We start from the raw sequence: 23,452 nt of genomic DNA, 5'->3' as shown, positions 1-23,452 counted from the left end.
ACCAAGGGCTGAATCCTCCACCAATTTAGCACGAAATCCGCGTCTCTCCGTGCGCGACCGGGTTCCCAAAGCGGCCCATTCCTTGCATAAATTTGCGCCAGCGCAGTGCACGGTCGCGCCGGCGATGGTTCCGCTTCCGCGACGAGCCGCGTAAGGTTTGCCGCGCAAGATTTGGCGCGTAAGCTTGTTCCGTGTCCCGAGACCAGGAAGTGACTGTTTTGCAAGAGCAATCGTTCCAGCCGAATTTTCCCGCAGCCGGTCAGCCCATCGACGAACTGGCGCTGACGGAGATCAAGGGCGCGATCCTGGCAAAGCTGCGCCTTGCCATCGGCAAGGACGCGGGCATGGCGACCAGGCACGACTGGTACCAGGCCGCAGCTCTCGCGCTGCGCGATCGTATCGTGCATCGCTGGCTCAGCGCGGAAAAGCGCAGCTACGATGCCGGGCGCAAACGCGTCTACTATCTCTCGCTCGAATTTTTGATCGGCCGTCTCTTCACCGACGCGCTGAACAACATGGGCCTGCTCAATATCTTCGAGGTCGCACTCGGCGATCTCGGCGTCTCGCTCCCTGAGCTGCGCAAGTGCGAGCCGGATGCCGCGCTCGGCAATGGCGGTTTGGGGCGGCTCGCGGCCTGCTTCATGGAGAGCATGGCGACGCTGTCGATCCCCGCGATCGGCTATGGCATCCGCTATGATTACGGCCTGTTCCGCCAGATCATCAATCAGGGCTGGCAGCAGGAATATCCGGACGAATGGCTGAGCTTTGGCAACCCCTGGGAATTGCAGCGGCCGGAGGTCGTCTATCACGTCCATTTCGGCGGCGGCGTCGAGCATGTCGACGACAAGGGCCGCGACCGCTCGATCTGGCATCCTGCCGAGACCGTACAGGCGATCGCCTATGACACGCCGATCGTCGGCTGGCGCGGCCAGCACGTCAATGCGCTGCGGCTGTGGTCGGCGCGCTCGCCCGATCCGCTGAAGCTCGACGTGTTCAATTCGGGCGACTATGTCAGCGCCTCGTCCGAGCAGGCGCGCGCCGAAGCGATCTGCAAGTTCCTCTACCCGAATGACGAGAGCCCGGCGGGCCGCGAGCTGCGCTTGCGACAGGAGTATTTCTTCGTCTCGGCCTCGCTCCAGGATCTCGTCAAGCGGCATCTCTCCGCCGACGGACAGTTGCGCAGCCTGGCGATGAAGGTCGCGGTGCAGCTCAACGACACGCATCCGTCCCTTGCCGTGACCGAATTGATGCGGATCCTGATCGACCTGCACAATTTCCGCTGGGACGAGGCGTGGAAGATTACGGTCGCCACGCTGTCCTACACCAACCACACGCTGCTACCGGAAGCGCTCGAAACCTGGCCGGTCGAGCTGTTCGAGCGGCTGTTGCCGCGGCATCTCGAGATCATCTACCGCATCAACGTCCAGCATCTGGCGCTGGCCGAAGCGCGCTGCCCCGGCGACATCGACTTCCGCGCCTCGGTCTCGCTGATCGACGAGAGGAGCGGCCGTCGCGTGCGTATGGGCCAGCTCGCCTTCGTCGGCTCGCACCGCATCAACGGCGTCTCGGCGATGCATTCGGACCTGATGCGCGAGACCGTGTTCCACGATCTCAACCATCTCTATCCCGGCCGCATCACCAACAAGACCAACGGCATCACTTTCCGCCGCTGGCTGATGCTGGCGAACCCGAAGCTCACCGACCTCTTGCGCGAGGCTTGCGGCGACGCCGTGCTCGACGATCCCACGCAATTGACGCTGCTGGAAGCGCGCGCCAGCGACGTCGCGTTCCAGCAAAAATTCCGCGCGGTCAAGCATCACAACAAGACGGCGCTCGCGCGCGTGATCGGCGAGCGGCTCGGCATCAAGGTCGACCCGAGCGCGCTGTTCGATGTGCAGATCAAGCGCATTCACGAATACAAGCGCCAGCTCCTCAACATCATCGAGACGGTCGCGCTGTACCAGGCGATCAAGGACAACCCCAACGGCAACTGGGTGCCGCGGGTGAAGATTTTTGCCGGCAAGGCGGCGGCGAGCTACCGCTACGCAAAGCTGATCATCAAGCTGATCAACGACGTCGCCGAGGTCGTCAACAACGATCCCGCGATCGGCGGTAAGCTCAAGGTCGCCTTCCTGCCCGACTATAATGTCAGCCTCGCCGAGGTGATCATTCCCGCGGCCGATCTCTCCGAGCAGATCTCGACCGCCGGCATGGAAGCCTCCGGCACCGGCAACATGAAGCTGGCGCTGAACGGCGCGATCACCATCGGCACGCTCGACGGCGCCAATATCGAGATCCGCGACCATGTCGGCGCGGAGAACATCGCGATCTTCGGCATGGAGGCCGGCGACGTGATGATCCGGCGCAAGCAGGGCCTCGATGCGGCGGACGTGATCCGCAAATCCCCGCAGCTCTCGCGCGCCATCAATTCGATCGGCGTCGGCGAGTTCTCGCCCGGCGATCCCGGCCGCTTCGAATCCATCGCGCATGCGCTGCGCTATCTCGACCACTACATGGTCAGCGCCGATTTCGATTCCTACTACGAGGCGCAGCGTGGCATCGACGCGCGCTGGCAGGTGGCGCCGGCCTGGACACGGGCCTCCATCCTCAACGTTGCGCGCATGGCCTGGTTCTCCTCCGACCGCACCATCCGCGAATATGCCGAGGAGATCTGGAACGTGCCGGTGCACCCGACGACGCCCGCTTTCCAGGAGGCAGAGGATCAGCGCGGCGCTACGGGCTGATTTTTCCGCGAAACGGAATCTGTGTTACCTGCGAGGTCATTGCACAAGTCCCCGACGATGATGATATGACCATCATCATCTCCGGGGGCCAGTTTCAGTGATGGTCACCCTTGGCTCAACGCTCGTCATTGCGAGCGCAGCGAAGCAATCCAGAATCTTTCCGCGGCGGCAGCCTGGATTGCTTCGCTGCGCTCGCAATGACGGTGGTGGCAGGTATCGAGGATCTCAATGCACGCCAAACTCCCGCACCTCTTCGACGAGGCCACCCGCGTCACCGCCGGCGACAGTTGCTGGCAGGGACACACCAGCGATGACTACTGGGCCTTCGTCGGCCCGTTCGGCGGCGCCACCGCCGCGACCGTCTTGCGCGCGCTGATCGACCACCCACAGGCCGCGGGCGACCCGCTTTCGGTGACCGTGAACTACTGCGCGCCAATCGCCAAGGGCCCGTTCGATCTCGACGTGCGGCTGGTGAAGGCCAATCGCTCCAGCCAGCATTGGTGCGTCGAGCTGTCACAAGACGGCGGCGAGGTCGCAACGCTGGCGACCGCCGTGTTTGCCGAACGCCGTCCATCCTGGTCGCATCAGGTGGCACAGTTTCCCGACGCGACGCCGTTCGAACAGACGCTGCCCTTTCCCAAGATCAAGGCGTCCTGGGCCAACCAGTACGAATTCCGGTTCGTCGAGGGCGAGATGCGGAACGGCCCGCCGCAGGCCGAGCCGGCCAGCGCCTATTCAAAAGTCTGGATCAGCGATCGCACGCCGCGCAAACTCGACATGCTCTCGCTGATGGCGATGTCGGACGCGTTCTTCGGCCGCATCTTCCACGCGCGGCGCGAACTGGTGCCGTTCGGCACGGTGTCACTGACGACCTATTTTCACACCGACGCGGAGGAGCTTGCCGCCGAGGACATCACGCGCGTGCTCGCCACCGCCGATGGCAAGATCTTTCACAAGAGCTACGGCGATCAGACCGGCGAGCTGTGGTCGCCGAACGGCCGCCTGCTCGCGACCACGACTCAGATCGCGTATTTCAAGGCGTAGCTGCTTCCGCAAGCTCGTCATTGCGAGCGCAGCGAAGCAATCCAGGATCCCTCCGCGGAACGACTCTGGATTGCTTCGCTGCGCTCGCAATGACGGTTGAGAGATGGCACCGAATACAAGAAGGGCGGCCTCGCGGCCGCCCTCTTATATTAAGAACAGAGCAAACCTACTCCGCCGCGAGCTTCACGTCCGGCGCGGCGGCGCGGACTTCGGCGTCGACCTGGGCCTCGAACTTGGCAAAATTCTTCTGGAACATGCCGACCAGGGCGCGGGCAGTCTTGTCGAACTCGTCCTTGTCCTTCCAGGTGTTGACCGGGTTGAGGATCTCAGCTGGCACGCCCGGCAGCGCAGTCGGGACGGCGAAGCCGAAATACTTGTCGGTGCGGAATTCGACGTTGCGCAAGGAGCCGTCGAGTGCGGCGGTGAGCAGCGCGCGCGTCACCTTGATCGGCATGCGGCTGCCGACACCGTACTTGCCGCCGGTCCACCCCGTGTTGACCAGCCAGCAATCGACATTGTGCTGGGCGATCAGGTCGCGCAGCATGTTGCCGTAGACGGACGGATCAAGCGGCAGGAACGGCGAGCCGAAGCAGGTGGAGAATTCCGGCTGCGGCTCATTGCCGAGACCACGCTCGGTGCCCGCGACCTTCGCGGTATAGCCGGACAGGAAGTGATACATCGCCTGCGCCGGCGAGAGCTTTGCGATCGGCGGCAGTACGCCGAAGGCGTCGGCGGCGAGCATCACCACGTTCTTCGGCTGCGGCGCGCGGCCGGTGCGCGAGGCGTTCGGGATGAAATCGAGCGGATAGGCCGAGCGCGTGTTCTCGGTCTTGGAGCCGTCGTCGAAATCGACCACGCGGGTGTCGTCGTCGAGCACGCAGTTCTCGAGCACCGCGCCGAAGCGCGTCGAGGCGGCATGGATCTCGGGCTCGGCTTCCTTCGACAGCTTGATGCACTTGGCGTAGCAGCCGCCCTCGAAGTTGAACACGCCGTTCGGGCCCCAGCCGTGCTCGTCGTCACCGATCAGCGTGCGGTTCGGATCGGCCGACAGCGTCGTCTTGCCCGTGCCGGACAGGCCGAAGAAGATCGCGGTGTCGCCCCTGGCGCCGACATTGGCCGAGCAGTGCATCGGCATCACGCCACGCTCGGGCAGGTAATAGTTCAGCGTGGTGAAGACCGACTTCTTCATCTCGCCGGCATAGTACGAGCCGCCGATCAGCACGATCTTGCGCGCGAAGTCGATCGCGACGACGTTCTCCGACTTGCAGCCGTGACGTTTCGGATCGGCGCGGAAGCTCGGCATGTCGATGATGGTGAGCTCGGGCACGAAGGTCGAGAGCTCGATCGCCTCGGGGCGGATCAGGAGCGTGCGGATGAACAGCGAGTGCCAGGCGAGCTCGGTGAAGACGCGGGTCTTGATCCGGTAGGCCGGATCGGCGCCGCCATAGAGGTCCTGCGCGAACAGGCTCTTGCCCTCGGCGTGCTTGAGGAAATCCTGATAGAGCGTCTCGAACTGCTCCGCGGTGATCGACTGATTGCCGGCCCACCACATCTTCTTGTCGGTGGTGGCGTCGCGCACCGTGAACTTGTCTTTCGGGCTGCGGCCGGTGAATTCACCGGTGTCCGCGCAGAGCGCGCCATCAGCGGAGAGCACCGCTTCTCCGGCAGAGAGCGAGTGCTGATAAAGTTGTGGCGCGCCGAGGTTCCAGTGAACCCGCTTGAGATTCTTTAAGCCGAATTTATCGGCGCCGAAGGCACCGTTGCGCACGCCCGTCTCTTGCACGAAAAATCCTCCTAGAACCCGCATTACTGGCGCGATCATCTTTGAGCGCCATCCATCGCGGCCACCGTGAATAATAGGCCGTCCGGCCTCGGCTGGACGACCTAATACTGATGAACGCTGGCGTTGCCAAGCCGATCCCGCAGGATTTGGTTTATTCAAGGGCCGGGCCAAAAGTCGCGCATGCCTACCCTGAAGCCCGTGCGTCGAAAACGATCAATGATCGCGCAACCAAATGGGCAAATCAGCGTTGTCCAGGATTTTGCAACGCACAATCCGCCACTGTTTTTCCAGCGCTGTTCTATCGTACCGCACCTTCTCCGATCAGCGCGAAGGGCGCCCAGATCGCAGGATAGGCATTGCGCGGTGAGGAGGCGTCATCGAGATAGGTTAACATTGCGCGCCGCAATGCTTCGGCACGGCCGATTGCTGGTTCGTTTTTGAGCAAGTCGAAAGTCGATGTGGTCAGCCGGGTGGCGGCCTCGGAATCCACTGCCCAATGCGAGACCAGAAGTGCACGCGCGCCGGCATAGAAGAACGCGCGCGCCAGTCCCGATAAAGCTTCCGCACCCGGCTTGTCACCGGCGATGGTGTTGCACGCCGAGAGCACGACCCAGTCTGCATTGAGCTTGAGCTGCGCGACTTCGCTTGCGGTAAGCAGGCCGTCGTCGAAATCGCTCGGCTGATCCGGCATCGAGAGCGCAAGCGAGGGCTCGCCCAATCCCTTGACGTCGCCGGCGACGAGGCCATGGGTGGCGAAATAGATGATGCTGTATTGGGCAAGCGCTGCCCGCTTCAGCGTCGTCTCGCTGGCATCGCGGCCGAGGTGGACATCGGCGTCGGCAGCACCGACGTCCTTCGCCACGGCACCAAGCTCGTCTGCCGTATCGGGCAGCTGTGGCAGTGCCTGGGCGAGCCGCGCGCGATCGACGCCGGCGCCGCGCCAGAAATCGGTATAGGCGAGCGTCGCAATGCTGCGCGCGACGGTCTTCGTGGCGCGCCGGTCCGCGGGCGCCTCCTGCGTGGGATTGAACAGGGGATCGCCAAAGCCGGTCATCGGCTTGACGCTCTGATCCCTGCGCGCAAACGCGCGCAGGGACTTCAGGCTGACCACCGAGGGCAACACCGAGACCGCCTGGCGCCGCAACAGCCACGCGGCGCCGCGATAGCCTTCGAGCGTATCGGGTATCGCAGCTTGCGGCTTCTCGGTGACGAGCAGATGAAACGGCAGTGCCGTCAGCGCACCGGAGGGGACCACGAGCAGGCTGCGCTTGTCCTTTGTAAGCGCCTCGACTGGCCCGAGCAGCGTCACATAGAGCTCGTTGGCGAGCGCAAGATCGAACAGCCCCGACTTATCAGAGGAAGCGCGGGCCTTGCCGACATCGAGCCCCTTGCGGAACGCCGAGACCTTTTGCGCGAGCGCGTCGGTGCCGAGCGGAATCCGTTTCCAGTCGACGCCTTCGCGCGTAATCGCGATGACATAGCTCTCCTTGTCGATGACAGAGAAGAGTGCCATCGCTTCGTCGGCCGATAGCAGCGCCTGGATCTCTTTGACCGCCAGCGGCAGTGGATTGGAGAGCGAGGCATAATCCGGGAATTCGACGGCAAGTGTTTTCTGCAAGCTCGCGCGCTCGCTCGCGATCGCCGCAAGGCGTTGCCGGTTGCGCTGCTCGGTGGCCGCATCGCGCTGCGCGGACTGCTTTGACACCGCGGCGATGATCGCCTTGTCCAGTGTATCGGCCTCTGCGGCGAGATCCTGATCCCGCCGCACCAGTTCGGCGAGCCGGTCGCTGCCGGCCGCGAGCCGCACCGCGAGCTTGTTCACGGCCGACGCGGCAGAGGACTGCGTGCCGCGCTGGATGGCGGCGAGCGCGTCATCCAGCGACTTGTCGTCAGCCAGCAATTGCTGCTGCCGCGCGGCCAACAGGACCGGCAGCACGACGCGGAGCTGTGCGCGATTGTTGGCGAGCGTCCTCTGCACGAGCGGCAGCGCTTCGGCGGTGCGTCCCGAGGCCTGGAGGAAATAGGCAAGATTGCTGGTCGAGGTCGCGACATCGGGATGATCAGGACCAAGCGCACGCTCGCGGATCGACAGCCCGCGGCGATAAAGCGGTTCGGCATCCGCATAGCGCTGCTCGTGCTCATAGAGCCCGGCAAGATTGTTCAGCGAGCGCGCAACATCCGGATGATCGGCGCCCAGCACCTTTTCGCGGATCGCTAGCGAGCGCTTGATCGGCGCTTCGGCATCCGCATCGCGGTTGAGATCGCGATAGAGCTGGCCGAGATTGTTGAGCAGCGTCGCGACCGCCGGATGCTCGGGACCGCCGGCCTTCTGGTAGATCGCGAGCGCGCGCTGAAACAACGGTTCGGCGTCGGCATAGCGTTCCTGCTTCACATAGAGCGTGGCGAGATTGTTGAGGGACTGGCCGACATCGGGATGCTCGCGCGGCAACGTCTTTTCGCGGATGGCAAGCGCACGCTTGAACAGCGGCTCGGCCTCAGCGAAGCGTTGCTGACGTTGATAGAGCGCGGCAAGGTTGTTCAGCTCGGGCGCGATCTCCGGCGTGTCGAGGCCGAGAGATTTTTCCAGCAAAGCGACCGCGCGCTTGTAGAGCGGCTCGGCCTGGTCGTCATGACCTTGCGCGGCGTAGATCTGCGCGAGATTGTTCAGCGCACCGGCGAGGTCGCGGGTGTTGTTGCCCTTCTCGAGGCTTGCCACCATGGCCTGCGCCAGTGACAAGGCTTCCGCATATTTGCCGGCGCGACTGAGCTCGTTGATCTTGGCGCTTTGCGCGGCGAGATTCTGCGCCGTGGCGGAAGTGGCGAAGGATGCGCCGAGCGCGAGCGCAAGGCCCGCCGCCAGCGCCAAACGTCCATATCGTGTCATGAAAACTCTCGCTGCCGACCCGGGCCAAATTGCTTGACCATGGGTCGCAGCGAGGAGCGCCGCCGTTCAAGCCGGCTGTTGCTAACCGCCCTTGGCCCGCGCCTCACCCGCCAGTCTGACCAGCATCTTGCGCAGCGCGTTGCCGTCAGTCACCCGCTCGGGGAACTCGAGCCGCAGCACGGCCTGTTCCGACTGCATATTGATCCCCTCAGGATCGCAGCCGGTACAGCGCCAGTCGCCCTCGGCCGCGCCGAGCAGTTTTGTCGCATACAGAGCCATGGTGTCGCGATGGTCGGCATTCATGTGCGCGACCGCGCCCTCCTCGGCTTCAAGCAGCTCATCGGCGCCAGCGAGGTCCGTGAGGAACTGCGCGGGCTTCAGATCGACGATCCGGCCGAATCCGGCAACCAGATGAGTTCCGGACGGCCTGATCCGGAAGAAGGAAAAATCCTTAAACGAAACAAAGTCTTCCGCAGATGGATGGGCGGCAAGATAGCGCCGGCGCAGGAGCTCCAGCTCGCCTTCCGTCCCCTGCTCCGCCCGTCCCGACAGCATGATCCGGGCCCCTTCCAGGGGATCGCCGGGGGCGCGCTCATCCAGCATCAACGAGACCCGGCCGTCGGCCAGGATGTTCTTGGTATGCACGGCGAGCCGCGAGATCAGCAGGATCGGCGATGCGTCGGGGTGGCTCGCCAGATTGACGAGGGAGCAATAGGGATCGCCGGTATTGGGCATCAGGGTCGCGAGCGCCCCCTGCCGGGAGCGCCGCAACAGCGATTTGGCGAGCTTTCCGGGGTCGAAATCGGAGGTCGGTTGCATCTGATTCTCTTCGGTTTTCCGGCTTTTACGGGTTGCAAGGCCGGCCTTTTCGGGGTTAAACGGGGTCCGGTTATGGGTCGGACCACGGCTGCTTCGCCGTGTTTCCAGGAACTTTGGTCACACTTCAGCCCAGCTTGCATTGCTCGGTGACAAGGTTCGAACCCCAGGTTGGGGGCCCATGTACGCGGCGCATCACTTAATTGCTCGCCGTTTTAGATCACGACCCCAACGGAAAGCAGAGGCTCATGCCCACAATCGCTTTGGTCGACGACGACCGCAACATTCTCACATCCGTCTCGATCGCGCTGGAAGCCGAAGGCTACCGCATCATGACGTACACCGACGGCGCCTCTGCGCTGGACGGCTTCCGCACCACGCAGCCCGATCTTGCCATCCTCGACATCAAGATGCCGCGCATGGACGGCATGGAGACGCTGCGGCGGTTGCGCCAGAAATCCGATCTGCCGGTGATCTTCCTCACCTCCAAGGACGAGGAGATCGACGAGCTGTTCGGCCTCAAGATGGGTGCCGACGATTTCATACGCAAACCGTTCTCGCAGCGGCTGCTGGTCGAGCGCGTCAAGGCAGTGCTGCGCCGCTCGGCACCGAAGGATCCGACCGCCGCGCCGAAGGAGAACGACGCCAAGGCGCTCGATCGCGGCCTTCTGCGCATGGATCCCGAACGGCACACCTGCACCTGGAAGAACGAACCGGTGACGCTGACGGTCACCGAATTCCTGATCCTGCAGGCACTGGCGACCCGGCCCGGCGTGGTGAAGAGCCGCAACGCGCTGATGGACGCCGCCTATGATGACCAGGTCTATGTCGACGATCGCACCATCGACAGTCACATCAAGCGGCTGCGCAAGAAGTTCAAGGTGGTCGACAACGAGTTCGAGATGATCGAGACGCTTTACGGCGTCGGCTACCGCTTCAAGGAAGCCTGAGGCGATCGCCTCCTTCGGGGACTTTGCGGACTGACGTTGCCGTCGGTCTCGGCTAAGATGCGGGACCAAACGCACGACCAGTCCTAACGCGGGCGTAAGCATTGCTTGACCGGACGCAGCCTGATGCAAACCTGAACGCCGCCGACGTCACGTCGGCGGGCGTTCAGGAGTATTCGGCCGAGGAGAAGCAGGTCACGCAAGGCTGGCGGCCGCTGAACTGGCTCAAGCGCGCCGGGCAGTTCTTCTTCGCGCTCTCCTTCTCGAGCCTCACCCGCCGCATCGTCTCGCTGAACCTCGCCGGCCTGGTCGCGCTGGTCGCGAGCATCCTTTATCTGTCGCAGTTCCGTGCCGGCCTGATCGACGCGCGCGCGCAGAGCCTTTTGGTGCAGGGCGAAATCATCGCGGGTGCGATCGCGGCCTCCGCGACGGTACAGACCAACGCCATCACCATCGACCCCGACCGGCTGCTCGATCTCAAGCTCGGCGACAGCTATGGCGGGTCCGACGACTATTCGCCGCTGGATTTCCCGATCAATCCGGAGCGCGTGGCGCCGGTGTTGCGCACGCTGATCTCGCCGACCAAGACGCGCGCCCGGATCTACGATCCCAACGGCATCCTCCTGCTCGACAGCCGCAACCTCGAGAACGTGCTGCGCTACGACCTGCCGCCGCCGTCCGAGAAGCCCGGCATTCTCGAACGCGGCATGACCTCGGTGCGCACCTGGCTCAACCGCGGCGACCTGCCGCTCTATCGCGAGCTCGGGCCCGAGAACGGCAATGGCTATGACGAGGTCGGCGATGCGCTGAAGGGCCAGAAGCGGTCGATGGTGCGGGTCAACTCGCGCGGCGAGGTCATCGTCTCGGTCGCGGTCCCCGTGCTGCGCTCGCGCGCCATCCATGGCGCGCTGATGCTGTCAACGCAAGGCGATGACATCGACCAGATGGTCACCGCCGAGCGGCTGGCGATCCTGAAAGTCGGCGGCGTCGCCGCCGCCGTCATGATCATGCTGTCGCTGCTGCTCGCAAGCACGATCGCAGGTCCCGTGCGGCGCCTTGCCGACAGCGCCGAGCGCGTCCGCCGCCGCATCAAGTCCCGCGTCGAGATCCCCGACTTCACCCGCCGCCGCGACGAAATCGGCCATCTCTCCGGCGCGCTGCGCGACATGACCAATGCGCTCTATCGCCGCATCGAGGCGATCGAGATGTTCGCCGCAGACGTCGCGCACGAGCTGAAGAACCCCCTGACCTCGCTGCGCTCGGCGGTCGAGACCTTGCCGCTGGCGCGCAACGACACCAGCCGCGCGCGCCTGCTGGAAGTGATCGAGCACGACGTGAAGCGGCTCGACCGGCTGATCTCGGACATTTCGGATGCGAGCCGGCTCGACGCCGAATTGCAGCGGCAGGATGCGATCCCCGTCAATCTCAGACGCCTGCTGACGACGCTCACCTCGGTCGCCAACGAAACCAAGCTCGGCCACGACGTCGCGGTCGAAACCCGCTTCGAGGGCCGCGGCCCGACCGACGGCCTGTCCGTGAACGGCCACGATTCGCGGCTCGGGCAGGTGATCTCCAATCTCCTGTCGAACGCGCAGTCCTTCTCCGAGCCCGGCAACAAGGTGCGCATGACCTGCCGCCGGGTGCGGATCGAGATCGAGATCGTGGTCGACGATGACGGCCCCGGCATCCGCGAGGACGCGCTGGAGCGCATCTTCGAGCGCTTCTACACCGATCGCCCGCATCAGGGCTTCGGCCAGAACTCCGGCCTCGGCCTGTCGATCTCCAAGCAGATCATCGAGGCCCATGGCGGACGCATCTGGGCGGAAAATCGCGCTGGTCCCGCGGACGCCGACGGCGTGCCCACGGTTGCCGGCGCGCGCTTCGTGGTGAGGCTGCCGGCGCTATGAGCGAGGACAGCGCCAGCGTCCACGCTTCCGCGGTCAAAATCGGGAATAGGGCTGTGCTGATCCGGGGGCCCTCAGGCGCGGGCAAGTCGCGCCTTGCCTTCGATTTGATCATGGCAAGCCGCGCCGGGGTGGTCGAAGCTGCCGTTTTGGTGGGCGATGACCGTGTCCATCTGGCGACACTCGGCAACGAAATTGTGGTCCGCCCTGCCCCTGTCCTGGCCGGCCTGATCGAAATCAGAGGCCTCGGCATCCGCCGCTGTGACTTCGTGGACCATGCGACGGTCGGCCTCGTGGTCGATCTCGCCGCGCCCGACGCGGAGCGCCTGCCACAGCCGGAAGCGCTGAAAACCACCATTTCCGGCGTCGAATTACCGCGAATCCCGGTCGGAGCCGGTTACCAGCCCCTTCCCCTGGTTGTCGCGGTCTTGACCACTACCAAGAGTTAATCTTCCCTTAAGCCGTCCCGCGATTGTTTGAAGGGGAATGGTAACCATATGAGTCCCACTATCGCGACCGAATAGACCGGCGCATTTCCCCTCATCCATCCGTCTAGTTTCAGGGAGATACGCAACATCCCCTCTTGCGCGGGGGCTCTGGATGGTCAAAGTGGCGCGTTCGTGCGGCGCACCAAGAGCGCCCGCGAGGAGTTTTCCGATGATTGGTCTAGTACTTGTGACCCACGGGCGCCTTGCCGACGAATTCAAGGCAGCGCTTGAGCACGTCATGGGCCCACAAAAGCAAATCGAAGCGATCACGATCGGCGCCGAGGATGATTCCGATCTCTGTCGAAGCGACATTATCGAGGCGGTTAATCGCGTCGATTCCGGCGACGGCGTTGCGATCCTCACCGACATGTTCGGCGGCACGCCGTCCAACCTTGCAATATCCTGCATGAGCCGACCCAAGGTCGAAGTGCTCGCGGGCATCAATCTTCCGATGCTGGTTAAGCTCGCCAAGGTGCGCGAGGAGCGCGCGCTGCCCGACGCGATCGCGATGGCCCAGGAAGCGGGCCGCAAATACGTCACCATCGCCAGCCGCGTGCTCGCCGGCAAATGAGCGACGACGCGCCATTCGGAAGTGAGGCCAGTCCTCCTGCGGGAGCTGGCGTGCCCGAAGGGGCGATCTCCAAAGAGCTCCTGATCATCAACAAGCGCGGTCTGCACGCGCGCGCGTCCGCAAAGTTCGTGCAGGCGGTGGAACGCTTCAGCGCGCAGGTCTGGGTGACGCGCGGGGGCGAGACCGTCGGCGGCACCTCGATCATGGGATTGATGATGCTGGCCGCAGGGCCCGGCACGACGATCACCGTCTCAGCCAAAGGCGATGACGCCGAAGCCGCGCTCGCCGCGATCACCGAGCTCGTTGAAAGCAAGTTCAACGAGGAAGGGACGTAGGCGGCTTCAGCGAATGAAGCTGCCGTAGGGTGTGCAAAGCGAAGCGTGCCCACCATGTCTCCAGTTCTCGACAGAAGTGGTGGCACGGCGCTTCGCGCCTTTGCCCACCCTACAGCTACAGCTTGCTGCGATCAGGATCACCCTCCCGGCGGCGCGATGTAGACGTTCCATGTCATCGCAGGGCCTGCCTTGCCATGGGTGAAGCGGCGTGTCGTCATCACGATCCGCTCGGCGTTCGGCGCGGTTTCCTTGACCCATTTGTCGAAATCGCCCGCGCGGCCGTCGGTCGGATCGAACACGCCGATGAAGCCGAGGCGCTTGACGTCCTCCGCGGCGGTCAGGCCGGAGCTCCAGGCCTCGTGCGGCGTGAACGGGCTCGGATGATCGGGGCTGTAGAACGCCATCGGCTGGATGGTTTCCATGGTGCCGGCGACGATCGGCCAGCGTGAGCCGAAGCGGCTGCGCCACGCCTGCGTCAATTCGCGCGCAAGCTCCGAGCGCGCGCCATAGGTCGCGGTGTTGCCGGCATTCGCTGCCATCTCGCGCGCGGCGATCCAGGGCGAGGCGGCGAGCGTTGCCAGCGACAGCACGAGCCAGATCGCGGTGATGTTGAACAGGCTCGCGCGCTGCACGCGCAGCGCCGGGATCGAGACCAGCGCCAAGGGCACCAGGAAGAACAGCGAGATACCCCAGTCGGTCTTCAGATAGACGCTGAAGGCGAGCGCGCCGAGCGGTGGGCCGACCGCGACGATGATCTGGATGATCCAGATATTCAGCGCCTGCGAGATGTTGACGCCGGGATTGTCGCCGCGCGCCCAGGCGCGGGTGACGATCGCCAGCGGATCGCGCATGAGCAATCTCCACCACGGCGGCACCAGCGCCATTGCGAGGGCCGCCAGCGCCACGGGAAGCGCGAGCAGCGCGAAATTGTGCAGAGCGTAGCCGCGTACGAGCTCGTTGATCTGCGACTGATCGGCGAGGCTATAGGTGTCGCCGGCATAGGTCAGCGACACGAAATGCGCATCAGCGAGCCAGATGCCATGCGGGATCATCGCGACGATGAGCGTTGCGATCGCAACCCACGGCGCCGGCGAGGCCAGGAACCTGACGCGATCCGGATGAATCAGCGCGGCAAGGCCGACGGCGCCGATCATGGTCAGCACCCAGTATTTCGTCATCAGCGCGAGCGCACCGGCGAGCCCGAGCAGGACGCCGGATTGCCAGCTCCGCTTCTCGAACGCGTTGAGATAGGCGAGCATGAGAAGCGGGAGCGTGACGAGCTGCAACAGATCCGGGTTGTACTTGAAACCCTTGAAATTGAAGATCGGGTAGAGCGCGACCATCACCAGGACGAGGAACGCGCGCCGGGCATCGACCACGCGCAGCGCGATCAGCCAGCAGATCACCATGCCGACGCTGACGGTCGCCATCGCGAGCGCATAAGTGGCCCAGTCCTTCGGCGGGAAGACCATGAACCAGAGGCCGGCGATCCAGCCCGACAGCGGCGGGTGCTTGCCATAGCCGAGCAGGAATTTCTGGCCCCAGGCATAGGCTTCTGCGACGTCCATATGAACGTCCTGCGCAGCCTTCAGATTGATCAGGATGAAGGTCCAGATCACCGCATGGAGGACGGCGAGCTGGATCACCAGCCATAGGCGGGTTCTGGGATCGGTGGCGCTGGCGACCAGCCGGGCCACGAGCCGCCTGGGGTTCAAAGCGCGTTTCGCGTGCGTTCCGGGTGAAGGGATTGAGGTCGTCGACATAAGCCGTTGCCTAGCGCGTTTTGCGCTTTAGTGAAATCAGCTTGGCGTGAATGAGAATCGCTGAACACTCCTCCGGCGCGGAAGAGTTATCGAGAATCGCCAGCCAGGAGTTCCGGGCGATATTCGAAGTGCATGGTGTCGTAGTGATACCATTTGCCGCCCCAGATGAATCCGTGGCGTTCGAAGATGTCGACGATCTCCCGCGGCATCCTGTTCTTGTAGGGGATGGACTTGCTCCGACCCGCCCACAACCAATAGTCGGAGTATCGCAAGTTCAGATCGATCGCGGCGGCATAGCCATGCATGCTCATTCTTCCCGTGTCGGCGACGGGCCGGCACGACAGAACGCCCGCAATTGGAAAGGCAGCAGCCTTCAGCGCGGGATCGAGCTTATCGATTTCCGCTGACACTTCCCTGAGCCGATCTGCGACGCCATTTATCCGCGTCACCTGGATCGCCTTCCCCCATGACCGGGGTAGCCAGACGACGGTGACGAGATTCCGCTGGATCTCTCCATTGTGGCAGTCGCCATACATCTTCCTGAAGAACGCCTCGTTCCGGAACCTTCCGGGATCAGCGTTCAATGCAGGGGGCGCGGAAGCGCCGACAGGATAGAGCAAACGCAGCTGGTCGAGAATGGAGGCATTGCGTAGGCGCTGATCAAAAGACTTGTCGTCGACGCCGTCGTCCACGGGCATGACAGAGCCATCGCGCCAAAGAATGTGCTTGCCGTCGTGGCTCGACAGAGCTTCGGGATAGGCACGAACCAGCCGATCGAGCAATTCGGTCCTGGTTTGGGCCTTCGCGAGCGCGGGTGCAAGCAGGAGAACGATGAGGACGCGGGCCGCCCGCGACGCGATCATCGGTGCTTGCCGGCCTGATCGAGCAGCGCGACGTTGGCCTCCTCGATGGAATTGAGCTTCGGATTCCATGTGTTGGGCGAATACCACGGGAAGCGCTCGAAGCGGGCTTTCAGATCCGCCGATTCGAAATAGCGTCCGCGACGCGCAAAGATCTCGTTGCGCGCGATGCGGAGCTCGTCGTTCGAAAGCCCGCGCAGATCGGCGGGCGTGAGCAGGCGCCGATCCGAATCGGGAAAGATGAATCCGCTTTGAGGCGAACCGCCGGATTCGTAATGCTCGATCAATGCGACATTTGCTTTCTCGACGGCGTTCAGTTCGGGGTTCCAGGTGTGGGGCACGTACCAGGCAAATCTTGAAAACCTGGCCGTCAGATCTGGCGAGTTGAAGTAGCGCCCTCGCCGCGCAAAGATTTCGTTGCGGGCAAGGCGCAGCTCATCCTTGCTCAACGTCCTCAGATCGCTATCGGCAAGCAGGCGTGTATCCGATTCCGGAAAAAGGAAGTCCGATTGAGTCCTCGTCACGGAAGGCGCGGAAGAAGGAAGGTTGGAGGTGGGCGGCACGACCGTTGCCGGCACGTCGACCGTCGCGACCTGGGCTGCTGGGCCGCCGGAGAAGTAGAACGAGCCATCGATCGGGGAGGTGGAAACCCAGGGTTGCTGCGCGCTGCCGGTCGCACGCTTCACGGAGAGTCCCACCTGATTGAACGTCTGAAGCACATCGAGCCCGGGCCGTTGTATCGCTTCGACCAGCGCCCGCGTGTAGGGGCTATGCCCGTCATCCCCGTCGAGCGCAACGTTTCCAGGCTGTGTCGCATAGGAGAGCAGCGTTCCCTCCGGTGCGCGGATTTGCGCCAGGCCGCCGTCGGAAGCGCGGAGTCCTCGTCCGCCAAACGGATTGTTCCTGCAGGCATCAAGGATGACGATGTTCAGCTTGGTACCTGCTCCGTCCATCTGTCGAAGCACCAGCGCGACATCGACCATCTGGAAATCGACGTCCGTCTCGCGGGTCGGGTTCGCCGTAACCGGCACGAGGTAGTTCGTTCCCCGAATCTGGATGCCGTGCCCGGCGTAGTAGAACAAGGCGACGTCGGCGCCGATCAATTGGCTACCGAAGTGCTGGACCGCATTGTCGAAGCCCGCCTTGTCCAGCTCGACCTGGGCGGCGCCGCCGACCAGCGTGAAGCCGAGCCGCTGCAACGTACTGGCCACCAGCTGCGCGTCGTTCTTCGGATTTTCCAGCCGCGGCACGCTGTGGTAGGCGGAGTTACCGATGACGAGGGCTACGCGCTTCTCCGCCGTGGCTGGGGAGGTAAAAAATGCGGCAACTAGGACAATGCAAAGAATTTTCCAACGCATGGCCCGCTTCCACCATCGAAAGCCGCAAAAATAGCAGAGGCGCCGCCTGAAATCGATGGGTGGAAGGTTTGGGAAGCCCCGGGGCGATCCCCGGGAGATCAAGGGAATGGTTGCCGCACGGGGATGTGAGTGGTATCCCGCGCCCCATGACGACCGCCCCCATTTCCAACATCCGCAATTTCTCCATCGTCGCCCATATCGACCATGGCAAATCGACGCTGGCCGACCGCCTGATCCAGATGACGGGCGGCCTGTCCGAGCGCGAAATGGCCGGCAAGGAGCAGGTGCTCGATTCCATGGATATCGAGCGCGAGCGCGGCATCACCATCAAGGCGCAGACCGTCCGGCTCTCGTACCGCGCCAAGGATGGCAAGGATTACATCTTCAACCTGATGGACACGCCCGGCCATGTCGACTTCGCCTACGAGGTCTCGCGGTCGCTGGCGGCCTGCGAGGGTTCCCTGCTCGTGGTCGACGCCAGCCAGGGCGTCGAGGCGCAGACGCTCGCCAATGTCTACCAGGCGCTCGACAACAACCACGAGATCGTCCCGGTCTTGAACAAGGTCGACCTTCCGGCCGCCGAGCCGGAGAAGATCAAGCAGCAGATCGAGGACGTGATCGGCATCGATGCGTCGGACGCGGTGATGATCTCGGCCAAGACCGGCCTCGGCGTCCCCGATGTGCTCGAAGCCATCGTCACCCGCCTGCCGCCGCCGAAGGGCGACCGCGACGCCACCTTGAAGGCGCTGCTGGTCGACAGCTGGTACGACGTCTATCTCGGCGTCGTCGTGCTGATCCGTGTCGTCGACGGCGTCATGAAGAAGGGCAGCCGCGTCCGGATGATGGGCACGGGCGCGGCCTATGACATCGAGCGCGTCGGCTTCTTCACGCCGAAGATGCAGCAGGTCGACGAGCTCGGCCCCGGCGAGATCGGCTTCATCACCGCCGCGATCAAGGAAGTCGCGGACACCCGTGTCGGCGATACCATCACCGACGACAAGAAGCCGGTCGCGGAAATGCTGCCGGGCTTCAAGCCGGCAATTCCGGTCGTGTTCTGCGGCCTGTTCCCGGTCGACGCCGACGACTTCGAGACACTGCGCGCCGCGATGGGCAAGCTGCGCCTCAACGATGCCAGCTTCTCCTTCGAGATGGAGACCTCGGCCGCGCTCGGCTTCGGCTTCCGCTGCGGCTTCCTCGGACTGTTGCACCTGGAGATCATCCAGGAACGGCTGTCGCGCGAGTTCGATCTCAATCTGATCGCGACCGCGCCGAGCGTCATCTACAAGATGAAGCTCACCGACGGCCAGGAGATCGAGATCCACAATCCCGTCGACATGCCCGACGTGGTCAAGATCGCCGAGATCGACGAGCCCTGGATCGAGGCCACGATCCTCACCCCCGACGAATATCTCGGCAGTGTGCTGAAGCTTTGCCAGGACCGCCGCGGCTCGCAGAAGGAGCTCACCTATGTCGGCTCCCGTGCGATGGTGAAATACGATTTGCCGCTCAACGAGGTCGTGTTCGACTTCTACGACCGCCTGAAGTCAGTCTCCAAGGGCTACGCCTCGTTCGACTATCATCTCACCGACTACAAGCCGGCCGATCTCGTCAAGATGCAGATCCTGGTCAACGCCGAGCCGGTCGACGCGCTCTCGATGCTCGTGCATCGCACCCGGGCGGAGGGCCGCGGCCGCGCCATGGTCGAGAAGATGAAGGAGCTGATCCCGCCGCACATGTTCCAGATCCCGATCCAGGCAGCGATCGGCGGCAAGGTGATCGCCCGCGAAACCGTGCGCGCGCTGCGCAAGGACGTCACCGCGAAGTGCTACGGCGGCGACATCACGCGTAAGCGCAAGCTTCTGGAGAAGCAGAAGGAAGGCAAGAAGAAGATGCGGCAGTTCGGCAAGGTCGACATCCCGCAGGAAGCTTTCATTGCCGCGCTGAAAGTCGATAGCTGAGCTCTATCGTCATTCCACGCTGAAGGTGGAGAGCTGAGGCTGACGAGACCGGGGCTGGCCTGAGGCTGCCGCGGCCGGGCAAACAAAAAGCTCGAAAACAACCCCATGCAAAGTAGCCGGCGACTGCCGGCATCGCGCCTTCCGATTTTACGAAATCCATTTGACACGTCGGGCAAATCACCGGCATGATGCCATCATCGCAGCCCGTGGGACCGGTACAGTCCTGCTGGGGGAAGACGATGCATCGTTCGATCAACCTTATCGCGGCCATTGGCCTTGCACTTGGTGGCGCCCTGGGAATGGCGGGGGCCATGGTCACGCAACAGAACGTGCAGGCGATTCTGTGGGCGATCGACGGCTCGGGACTTGTGATGGCCGCAGCATTGCTCGCCACGAAATACTTTCGCGCAGGACATGACGTTGTCGCCGGCGGCTTTCTGGTTTTTGCCATTGGCGAGGGTGTCATCATGCTGTCAGGCCCGGCCGCGGGTCTTGCAGGCAGCATCCCGGCATTTGCCGCCGGCAGCGCTCTTTGGGGGACGGCGCTTCTCCTCATCAGCATTCCAGGGCTGTTCGCCACGCCAATCCGAATCCTCGGCATCGTTAGCGCGGTCCTGTTCATCGTCACCGCGGCGAGAATTTTCTGGGGTGAGCCGCTAGCGCCAACGTCCACACCGTTGCCGACCTACGCTTATCCCGTGCTGGTCGCGACCTTCGCCGGCTGGATCTGGACACTCTGGCGGGAAGCCGACAGCAAATAGCGTTCGACGTTACTTGCGTCGGTGAAGATGGATCGCCGAGCCCAGCTTTATTTCGTGGGCTGATCGAACCCGAACCGAAATCAACGACACTATCTTCTGCTGAGTGATCTGCCGCGTCCGCCTGGGGGCGGCACAGGGGAGAGGCTGTCATGCGGAAGCGAAACTGGCGATTGATTGCCGTAGGCGTCGTGCTCTTGGCTCTGGCCGCCTTGTTCTTCCTGTCCATGCGGGACATGACGCCGTGGTCCAACGATCCCGTCGCCCTGATGCGCACGGTCGGCGAAGTCTCAGGCGCCATCGGCGGCATCAGTATCGTGATGATCGTGTTCGGCCTGATCGGCCGGAAAGCGCCGGCCTGATAGGCTGCGTACCCAAAAACCCGTTGGCGTGACGCGACGAAGGCTCCGTCCGCATTGCCCCGTTAGCGGTCAAGTGCGCGCGACGGCGTAGTATGTCGCGAAGGGCCAAACTGCGACATTTCTGCAAGATCATTCCTTGCCTCCTATTCGATCACCTCGTCGGCGCGCAACAGGAATGATTCGGGGAGGTTTAATCCGATCAACTTCGCTGTGGTGAGATTGACAGTTAGAAAAAACCGGTTGGGTTGCTCGATCGGCAAATCGGCGGGCTTAGCGCCCTTGAAAATCTTGTCGACGAGAACCGCCGACCGGCGGAGGAAATCCTTAATATCCTCGCCATAGCTGAAAGTTCCCCCATCAACCACGTATTCGCGGTGACCGAACATCGTCGGCAGCCGGGCCTTCATCGCCAGCTCCGCAATGCGCCTGCGATGCAAGGCAAAGACGGAGTCAGGGATAACGACAGCCGCTTCGATCCGCTCATGGGAAAACTTGACGAATGCGACGTCGATTTCGTCTGCGTTTCGCGCGTCCGCCTGAACGAGTTCAACAACGGCTTGCCGAGCCGCTTCCCGAGCCGCTACCAGGTTCGGGACAGTAGGGCTGTCCGGGTTGGCAAGAATCCCGACGCGCGAAAGCTTCGGCAGAATCTCGGACAACAGTTCAATCTGCTTTGCGGTCGTGCTCTCATGGGAGGTCGCGAGGCCAGTGATATTGCCGCCCGGCCTCGCGAGGCTCGAGACGAAGTCATTACCGACCGGATCGCTCACGACAGCCATGATAATCGGGATTGTACTCGTTGCCTTCCGCATCGCGGGAATGGCTGCAGGCGTGCCCAATACGATGACGTCAACGTTCAAACGAACCAGTTCGGCCGCAAGATCAGGAAATCTGTCGTAGTGCCCTTCGGCGTACCGATACTCGACGATGTAGTCGCGGCCCTCAATATATCCCAAATCGCGCAGACCCTCGATTAGCCCGACGCTAACCCGCAACGTTCCTGCCTGCGTTCCTCCGATTAAGTGTCCGATACGACGAAGTTTTTGCCCACCTTGCTGCGCCCGCACGGCCAGCGACCAGGCTGCTACGGTGGTAGCAATCGCTGCTATGAGCTCACGTCGTCGCATCTTCGCAAGCTCTTGATGAAGCATCTTATTGGCTCAAACGAGCACCCCGTCAGATGGGTGGAATCAGCTTTGATCCAAGATCCACAGGCCGCGGCCCAATGTCCCAGCTGGGTCATTTTCAACGAATTTCTCGGGGCCATCGGCCGGTTGATGCTGCTTCTATCCTGTAAGCGAGATGCCAAACTCGACGCTGATACGTCGCCCTGAGCGAGGAGCCTCTCACCTTGATCCTTCCCGCTGGATCAATGAGAACGGCCGCCACTTCAACGACACGTTGACATTTTGCCTGTGGCGTCGCGGGCATTGATCCGGCAGGATCAGCTCACAGCGGTATTCGCGCGCGGTCAGGCTCCTCCGTCAAAGCGGCCTTGAGATGGATAGACATCAAGCGTGAACACGCGAGCATCAGATCACCGTAGTCTCCCTTTGCGCCGTGGAGTACTGTTTTCTCAGCTGGGAGCGTGGGGATGGCACACTACCGAGCTTACCTTTTGGATCAGGACCGCCACGTTATAAGCGTGGCCAATCTGAACTGCGCCGACGAGCAGGAAGCAAGAGAGCGCGCCCGGCAATTGGTTGACACCAACGCCATCGAGCTATGGTGTCTTGATCACCGTATTGCAGTATTTGAGGCGACCAGAACCCAAACCTCGAGGCGGACGGGACATGGAGAACCCTGAAGGAAAGCTCGTCCCGCGGGTTCGCTGATGGCCCGCAAGATGGAAGACATCGAGGCCAAAGGTTCGGTGGCACTGTACATCGCAATCCGCGCCATCGGCGCACGCGACTGCGCGCGTGCCACGAACGGCGACAGCGCTGCGCTACCGACGAGCGCAATCAGAAGCTCTAGCCGCCTCATTCGATCACCTTGTCTGATCGGCGTCCGATCGGCGCTCGCTTTTTGAGCCGAAACTGCGAGTATCGTCAGCCGCACGGCAGCACTTGTCGAGAAAACGCTCCTCATTCCGCGACCTCATTGGCGGCGGCCAAGAATAAGGGCCACGCTAATGGATAACGAGACTAGCACCTTGGGGTTGTGCGGCAGAAAAAAGAGGCTTTTGCTTCAAGCGGCATTTGCTGCGCGAGCCGCACGAGAATACAGCATCGCCATGCACAATTAAGGCGCCAGCGCCCTCGCCTTCAGCCCTTGCGAAACGAAGAGCCTGAACCGGAAGTCTCGCATGTTCTGCAGCGTCTTTTCTAGGGAACACGCGCTCGGTCATTCGGGTAAGCCCGTCACTCGAAAGGCCCGGCCCGACGCCGTTTGAACAGCCAATCGTATTGACCGATTGTGTAATGGACAGCTGCCGACTGCCGTATCGACATCGACCGCGTGCAACCACCTTGCGGCGCAGCTACGGAACAACGTTACATCTGAAAGATCCGCGGAACGAAACGGGTCGTCAGTCTTTCTCTGGCCTTTGGGAGGTGCCCATGACTTCTCAGGCAATGGAAGGTGCGTGTGCGTTCGCCTGGCGGAACTACCTGCTGCTCCACAGCGGTGTCAGCGAGAACGACAACAGGCGTTCCGCCCTCTATCGCTACGTCACCAATCTGCGTGATACCGGCCAATCTGATTTCGATCTCTTGCAAATAGCGGCAGTCGCTTACTTGAAAAACCTGGACGAACTGCATGACGACCGAGCTGCGAGATTCGCGGCAGATCGAGTGTTGGCCGAGTGCTTGGGATCACGCAGTGCACAACCCGACACTCGGCTTTAGCACTTGGCTTTAGGACTTGGCTTTAGGC

The 23,452-nt window shown here is 62.8% G+C and carries 19 protein-coding genes; 12 read left to right on the top strand and 7 right to left on the bottom strand.

The window, feature by feature from the left end; translation table 11 throughout:
- Nucleotides 1-218 precede the first annotated feature (218 nt).
- Together NLN62_RS20685 and NLN62_RS20680 are read left to right on the top strand one after the other, a co-directional pair.
- Entirely contained in the window at nucleotides 219-2,744 is a 2,526-nt protein-coding gene (locus tag NLN62_RS20685) for a glycogen/starch/alpha-glucan phosphorylase (RefSeq protein ID WP_035660731.1), read from the top strand.
- 228 nt (nucleotides 2,745-2,972) lie between these two features.
- Nucleotides 2,973-3,788, top strand: a complete 816-nt coding sequence (locus NLN62_RS20680) for an acyl-CoA thioesterase II (protein ID WP_254109996.1) — start codon at nucleotides 2,973-2,975, stop codon at nucleotides 3,786-3,788.
- Nucleotides 3,789-3,954: 166 nt separating this feature from the next.
- Here NLN62_RS20680 and NLN62_RS20675 read toward each other — a convergent pair whose 3' ends face one another.
- The 3 genes from NLN62_RS20675 to NLN62_RS20665 all read right to left on the bottom strand — a co-directional run bounded on the left by NLN62_RS20675 (nucleotide 3,955) and on the right by NLN62_RS20665 (nucleotide 9,274).
- Nucleotides 3,955-5,571 carry a phosphoenolpyruvate carboxykinase gene (locus NLN62_RS20675; RefSeq protein ID WP_254109995.1) on the bottom strand — a complete coding sequence of 539 codons (1,617 nt, stop codon included), beginning with the start codon at nucleotides 5,569-5,571 and terminating at the stop codon, nucleotides 3,955-3,957.
- A gap of 298 nt (nucleotides 5,572-5,869) precedes the next feature.
- A complete protein-coding gene (locus tag NLN62_RS20670; protein WP_254109994.1) occupies nucleotides 5,870-8,455 on the bottom strand; it encodes a tetratricopeptide repeat protein in 2,586 nt (861 codons plus the stop codon).
- Nucleotides 8,456-8,536: 81 nt separating this feature from the next.
- Nucleotides 8,537-9,274: a HugZ family protein gene (locus NLN62_RS20665; RefSeq protein ID WP_027520845.1), complete on the bottom strand. Its 738-nt coding sequence runs from the start codon at nucleotides 9,272-9,274 to the stop codon at nucleotides 8,537-8,539.
- 245 nt (nucleotides 9,275-9,519) lie between these two features.
- On the opposite strand from NLN62_RS20665, the gene NLN62_RS20660 reads away from it, so the two are divergent.
- The 5 genes from NLN62_RS20660 (at nucleotide 9,520) to NLN62_RS20640 (ending at nucleotide 13,516) form a co-directional block, all read left to right on the top strand.
- Complete coding sequence (locus tag NLN62_RS20660; RefSeq protein WP_027520846.1) at nucleotides 9,520-10,221, top strand: response regulator transcription factor; 702 nt, start codon at nucleotides 9,520-9,522, stop codon at nucleotides 10,219-10,221.
- Nucleotides 10,222-10,322: 101 nt separating this feature from the next.
- Nucleotides 10,323-12,125, top strand: coding sequence for a sensor histidine kinase (locus NLN62_RS20655; RefSeq protein WP_027520847.1), 1,803 nt, complete (start codon nucleotides 10,323-10,325; stop codon nucleotides 12,123-12,125).
- Entirely contained in the window at nucleotides 12,122-12,571 is a 450-nt protein-coding gene (locus NLN62_RS20650; RefSeq protein WP_027520848.1) for an HPr kinase/phosphorylase, read from the top strand. The genes NLN62_RS20655 and NLN62_RS20650 overlap by 4 nt, the downstream gene beginning before the upstream one ends.
- Nucleotides 12,572-12,779: 208 nt before the next feature.
- Nucleotides 12,780-13,181, top strand: a complete 402-nt coding sequence (locus tag NLN62_RS20645; protein ID WP_011090868.1) for a PTS sugar transporter subunit IIA — start codon at nucleotides 12,780-12,782, stop codon at nucleotides 13,179-13,181.
- Nucleotides 13,178-13,516, top strand: coding sequence for an HPr family phosphocarrier protein (locus NLN62_RS20640; RefSeq protein WP_254109993.1), 339 nt, complete (start codon nucleotides 13,178-13,180; stop codon nucleotides 13,514-13,516). The genes NLN62_RS20645 and NLN62_RS20640 overlap by 4 nt, the downstream gene beginning before the upstream one ends.
- Before the next feature lie 137 nt (nucleotides 13,517-13,653).
- Here NLN62_RS20640 and NLN62_RS20635 read toward each other — a convergent pair whose 3' ends face one another.
- From NLN62_RS20635 to NLN62_RS20625, 3 genes are all read right to left on the bottom strand, one after another.
- Nucleotides 13,654-15,279: a glycosyltransferase family 39 protein gene (locus NLN62_RS20635; protein ID WP_254109992.1), complete on the bottom strand. Its 1,626-nt coding sequence runs from the start codon at nucleotides 15,277-15,279 to the stop codon at nucleotides 13,654-13,656.
- 86 nt (nucleotides 15,280-15,365) lie between these two features.
- Nucleotides 15,366-16,142: a M15 family metallopeptidase gene (locus NLN62_RS20630; protein ID WP_035660736.1), complete on the bottom strand. Its 777-nt coding sequence runs from the start codon at nucleotides 16,140-16,142 to the stop codon at nucleotides 15,366-15,368.
- Nucleotides 16,139-17,497 carry a YARHG domain-containing protein gene (locus NLN62_RS20625; RefSeq protein ID WP_254109991.1) on the bottom strand — a complete coding sequence of 453 codons (1,359 nt, stop codon included), beginning with the start codon at nucleotides 17,495-17,497 and terminating at the stop codon, nucleotides 16,139-16,141. Before NLN62_RS20625 ends, NLN62_RS20630 begins: the two co-directional genes overlap by 4 nt.
- A gap of 146 nt (nucleotides 17,498-17,643) precedes the next feature.
- Here NLN62_RS20625 and lepA point away from each other — a divergent pair, with 146 nt between their 5' ends.
- From lepA to NLN62_RS20610, 3 genes are all read left to right on the top strand, one after another.
- Entirely contained in the window at nucleotides 17,644-19,455 is a 1,812-nt protein-coding gene (gene lepA, locus NLN62_RS20620; protein WP_254109990.1) for a translation elongation factor 4, read from the top strand.
- A 239-nt stretch (nucleotides 19,456-19,694) separates the two neighbouring features.
- The gene (locus NLN62_RS20615; RefSeq protein WP_254109989.1) at nucleotides 19,695-20,216 is read left to right on the top strand and encodes a hypothetical protein; all 522 of its coding nucleotides are present in this window, start codon (nucleotides 19,695-19,697) and stop codon (nucleotides 20,214-20,216) included.
- Between the two features lie 149 nt (nucleotides 20,217-20,365).
- Entirely contained in the window at nucleotides 20,366-20,575 is a 210-nt protein-coding gene (locus NLN62_RS20610) for a hypothetical protein (protein WP_156944039.1), read from the top strand.
- A 143-nt stretch (nucleotides 20,576-20,718) separates the two neighbouring features.
- Here the strand turns inward: NLN62_RS20610 and NLN62_RS20605 are convergent, their stop codons facing one another.
- The gene (locus NLN62_RS20605) at nucleotides 20,719-21,726 is read right to left on the bottom strand and encodes an ABC transporter substrate-binding protein (RefSeq protein ID WP_051389579.1); all 1,008 of its coding nucleotides are present in this window, start codon (nucleotides 21,724-21,726) and stop codon (nucleotides 20,719-20,721) included.
- A 683-nt stretch (nucleotides 21,727-22,409) separates the two neighbouring features.
- On the opposite strand from NLN62_RS20605, the gene NLN62_RS20600 reads away from it, so the two are divergent.
- Together NLN62_RS20600 and NLN62_RS20595 are read left to right on the top strand one after the other, a co-directional pair.
- Nucleotides 22,410-22,607: a hypothetical protein gene (locus tag NLN62_RS20600; RefSeq protein ID WP_027520855.1), complete on the top strand. Its 198-nt coding sequence runs from the start codon at nucleotides 22,410-22,412 to the stop codon at nucleotides 22,605-22,607.
- A 529-nt stretch (nucleotides 22,608-23,136) separates the two neighbouring features.
- Nucleotides 23,137-23,424, top strand: coding sequence for a hypothetical protein (locus tag NLN62_RS20595; RefSeq protein WP_254109988.1), 288 nt, complete (start codon nucleotides 23,137-23,139; stop codon nucleotides 23,422-23,424).
- Nucleotides 23,425-23,452 lie beyond the last annotated feature (28 nt).

The sequence above is a fragment of the Bradyrhizobium sp. CCGUVB23 genome, assembly GCF_024199885.1.
In the GTDB taxonomy this organism is placed as follows: domain Bacteria; phylum Pseudomonadota; class Alphaproteobacteria; order Rhizobiales; family Xanthobacteraceae; genus Bradyrhizobium.
Note: the sequence above shows the minus strand (reverse complement) of the source record. Positions and strands in the feature narration are given on the sequence as shown.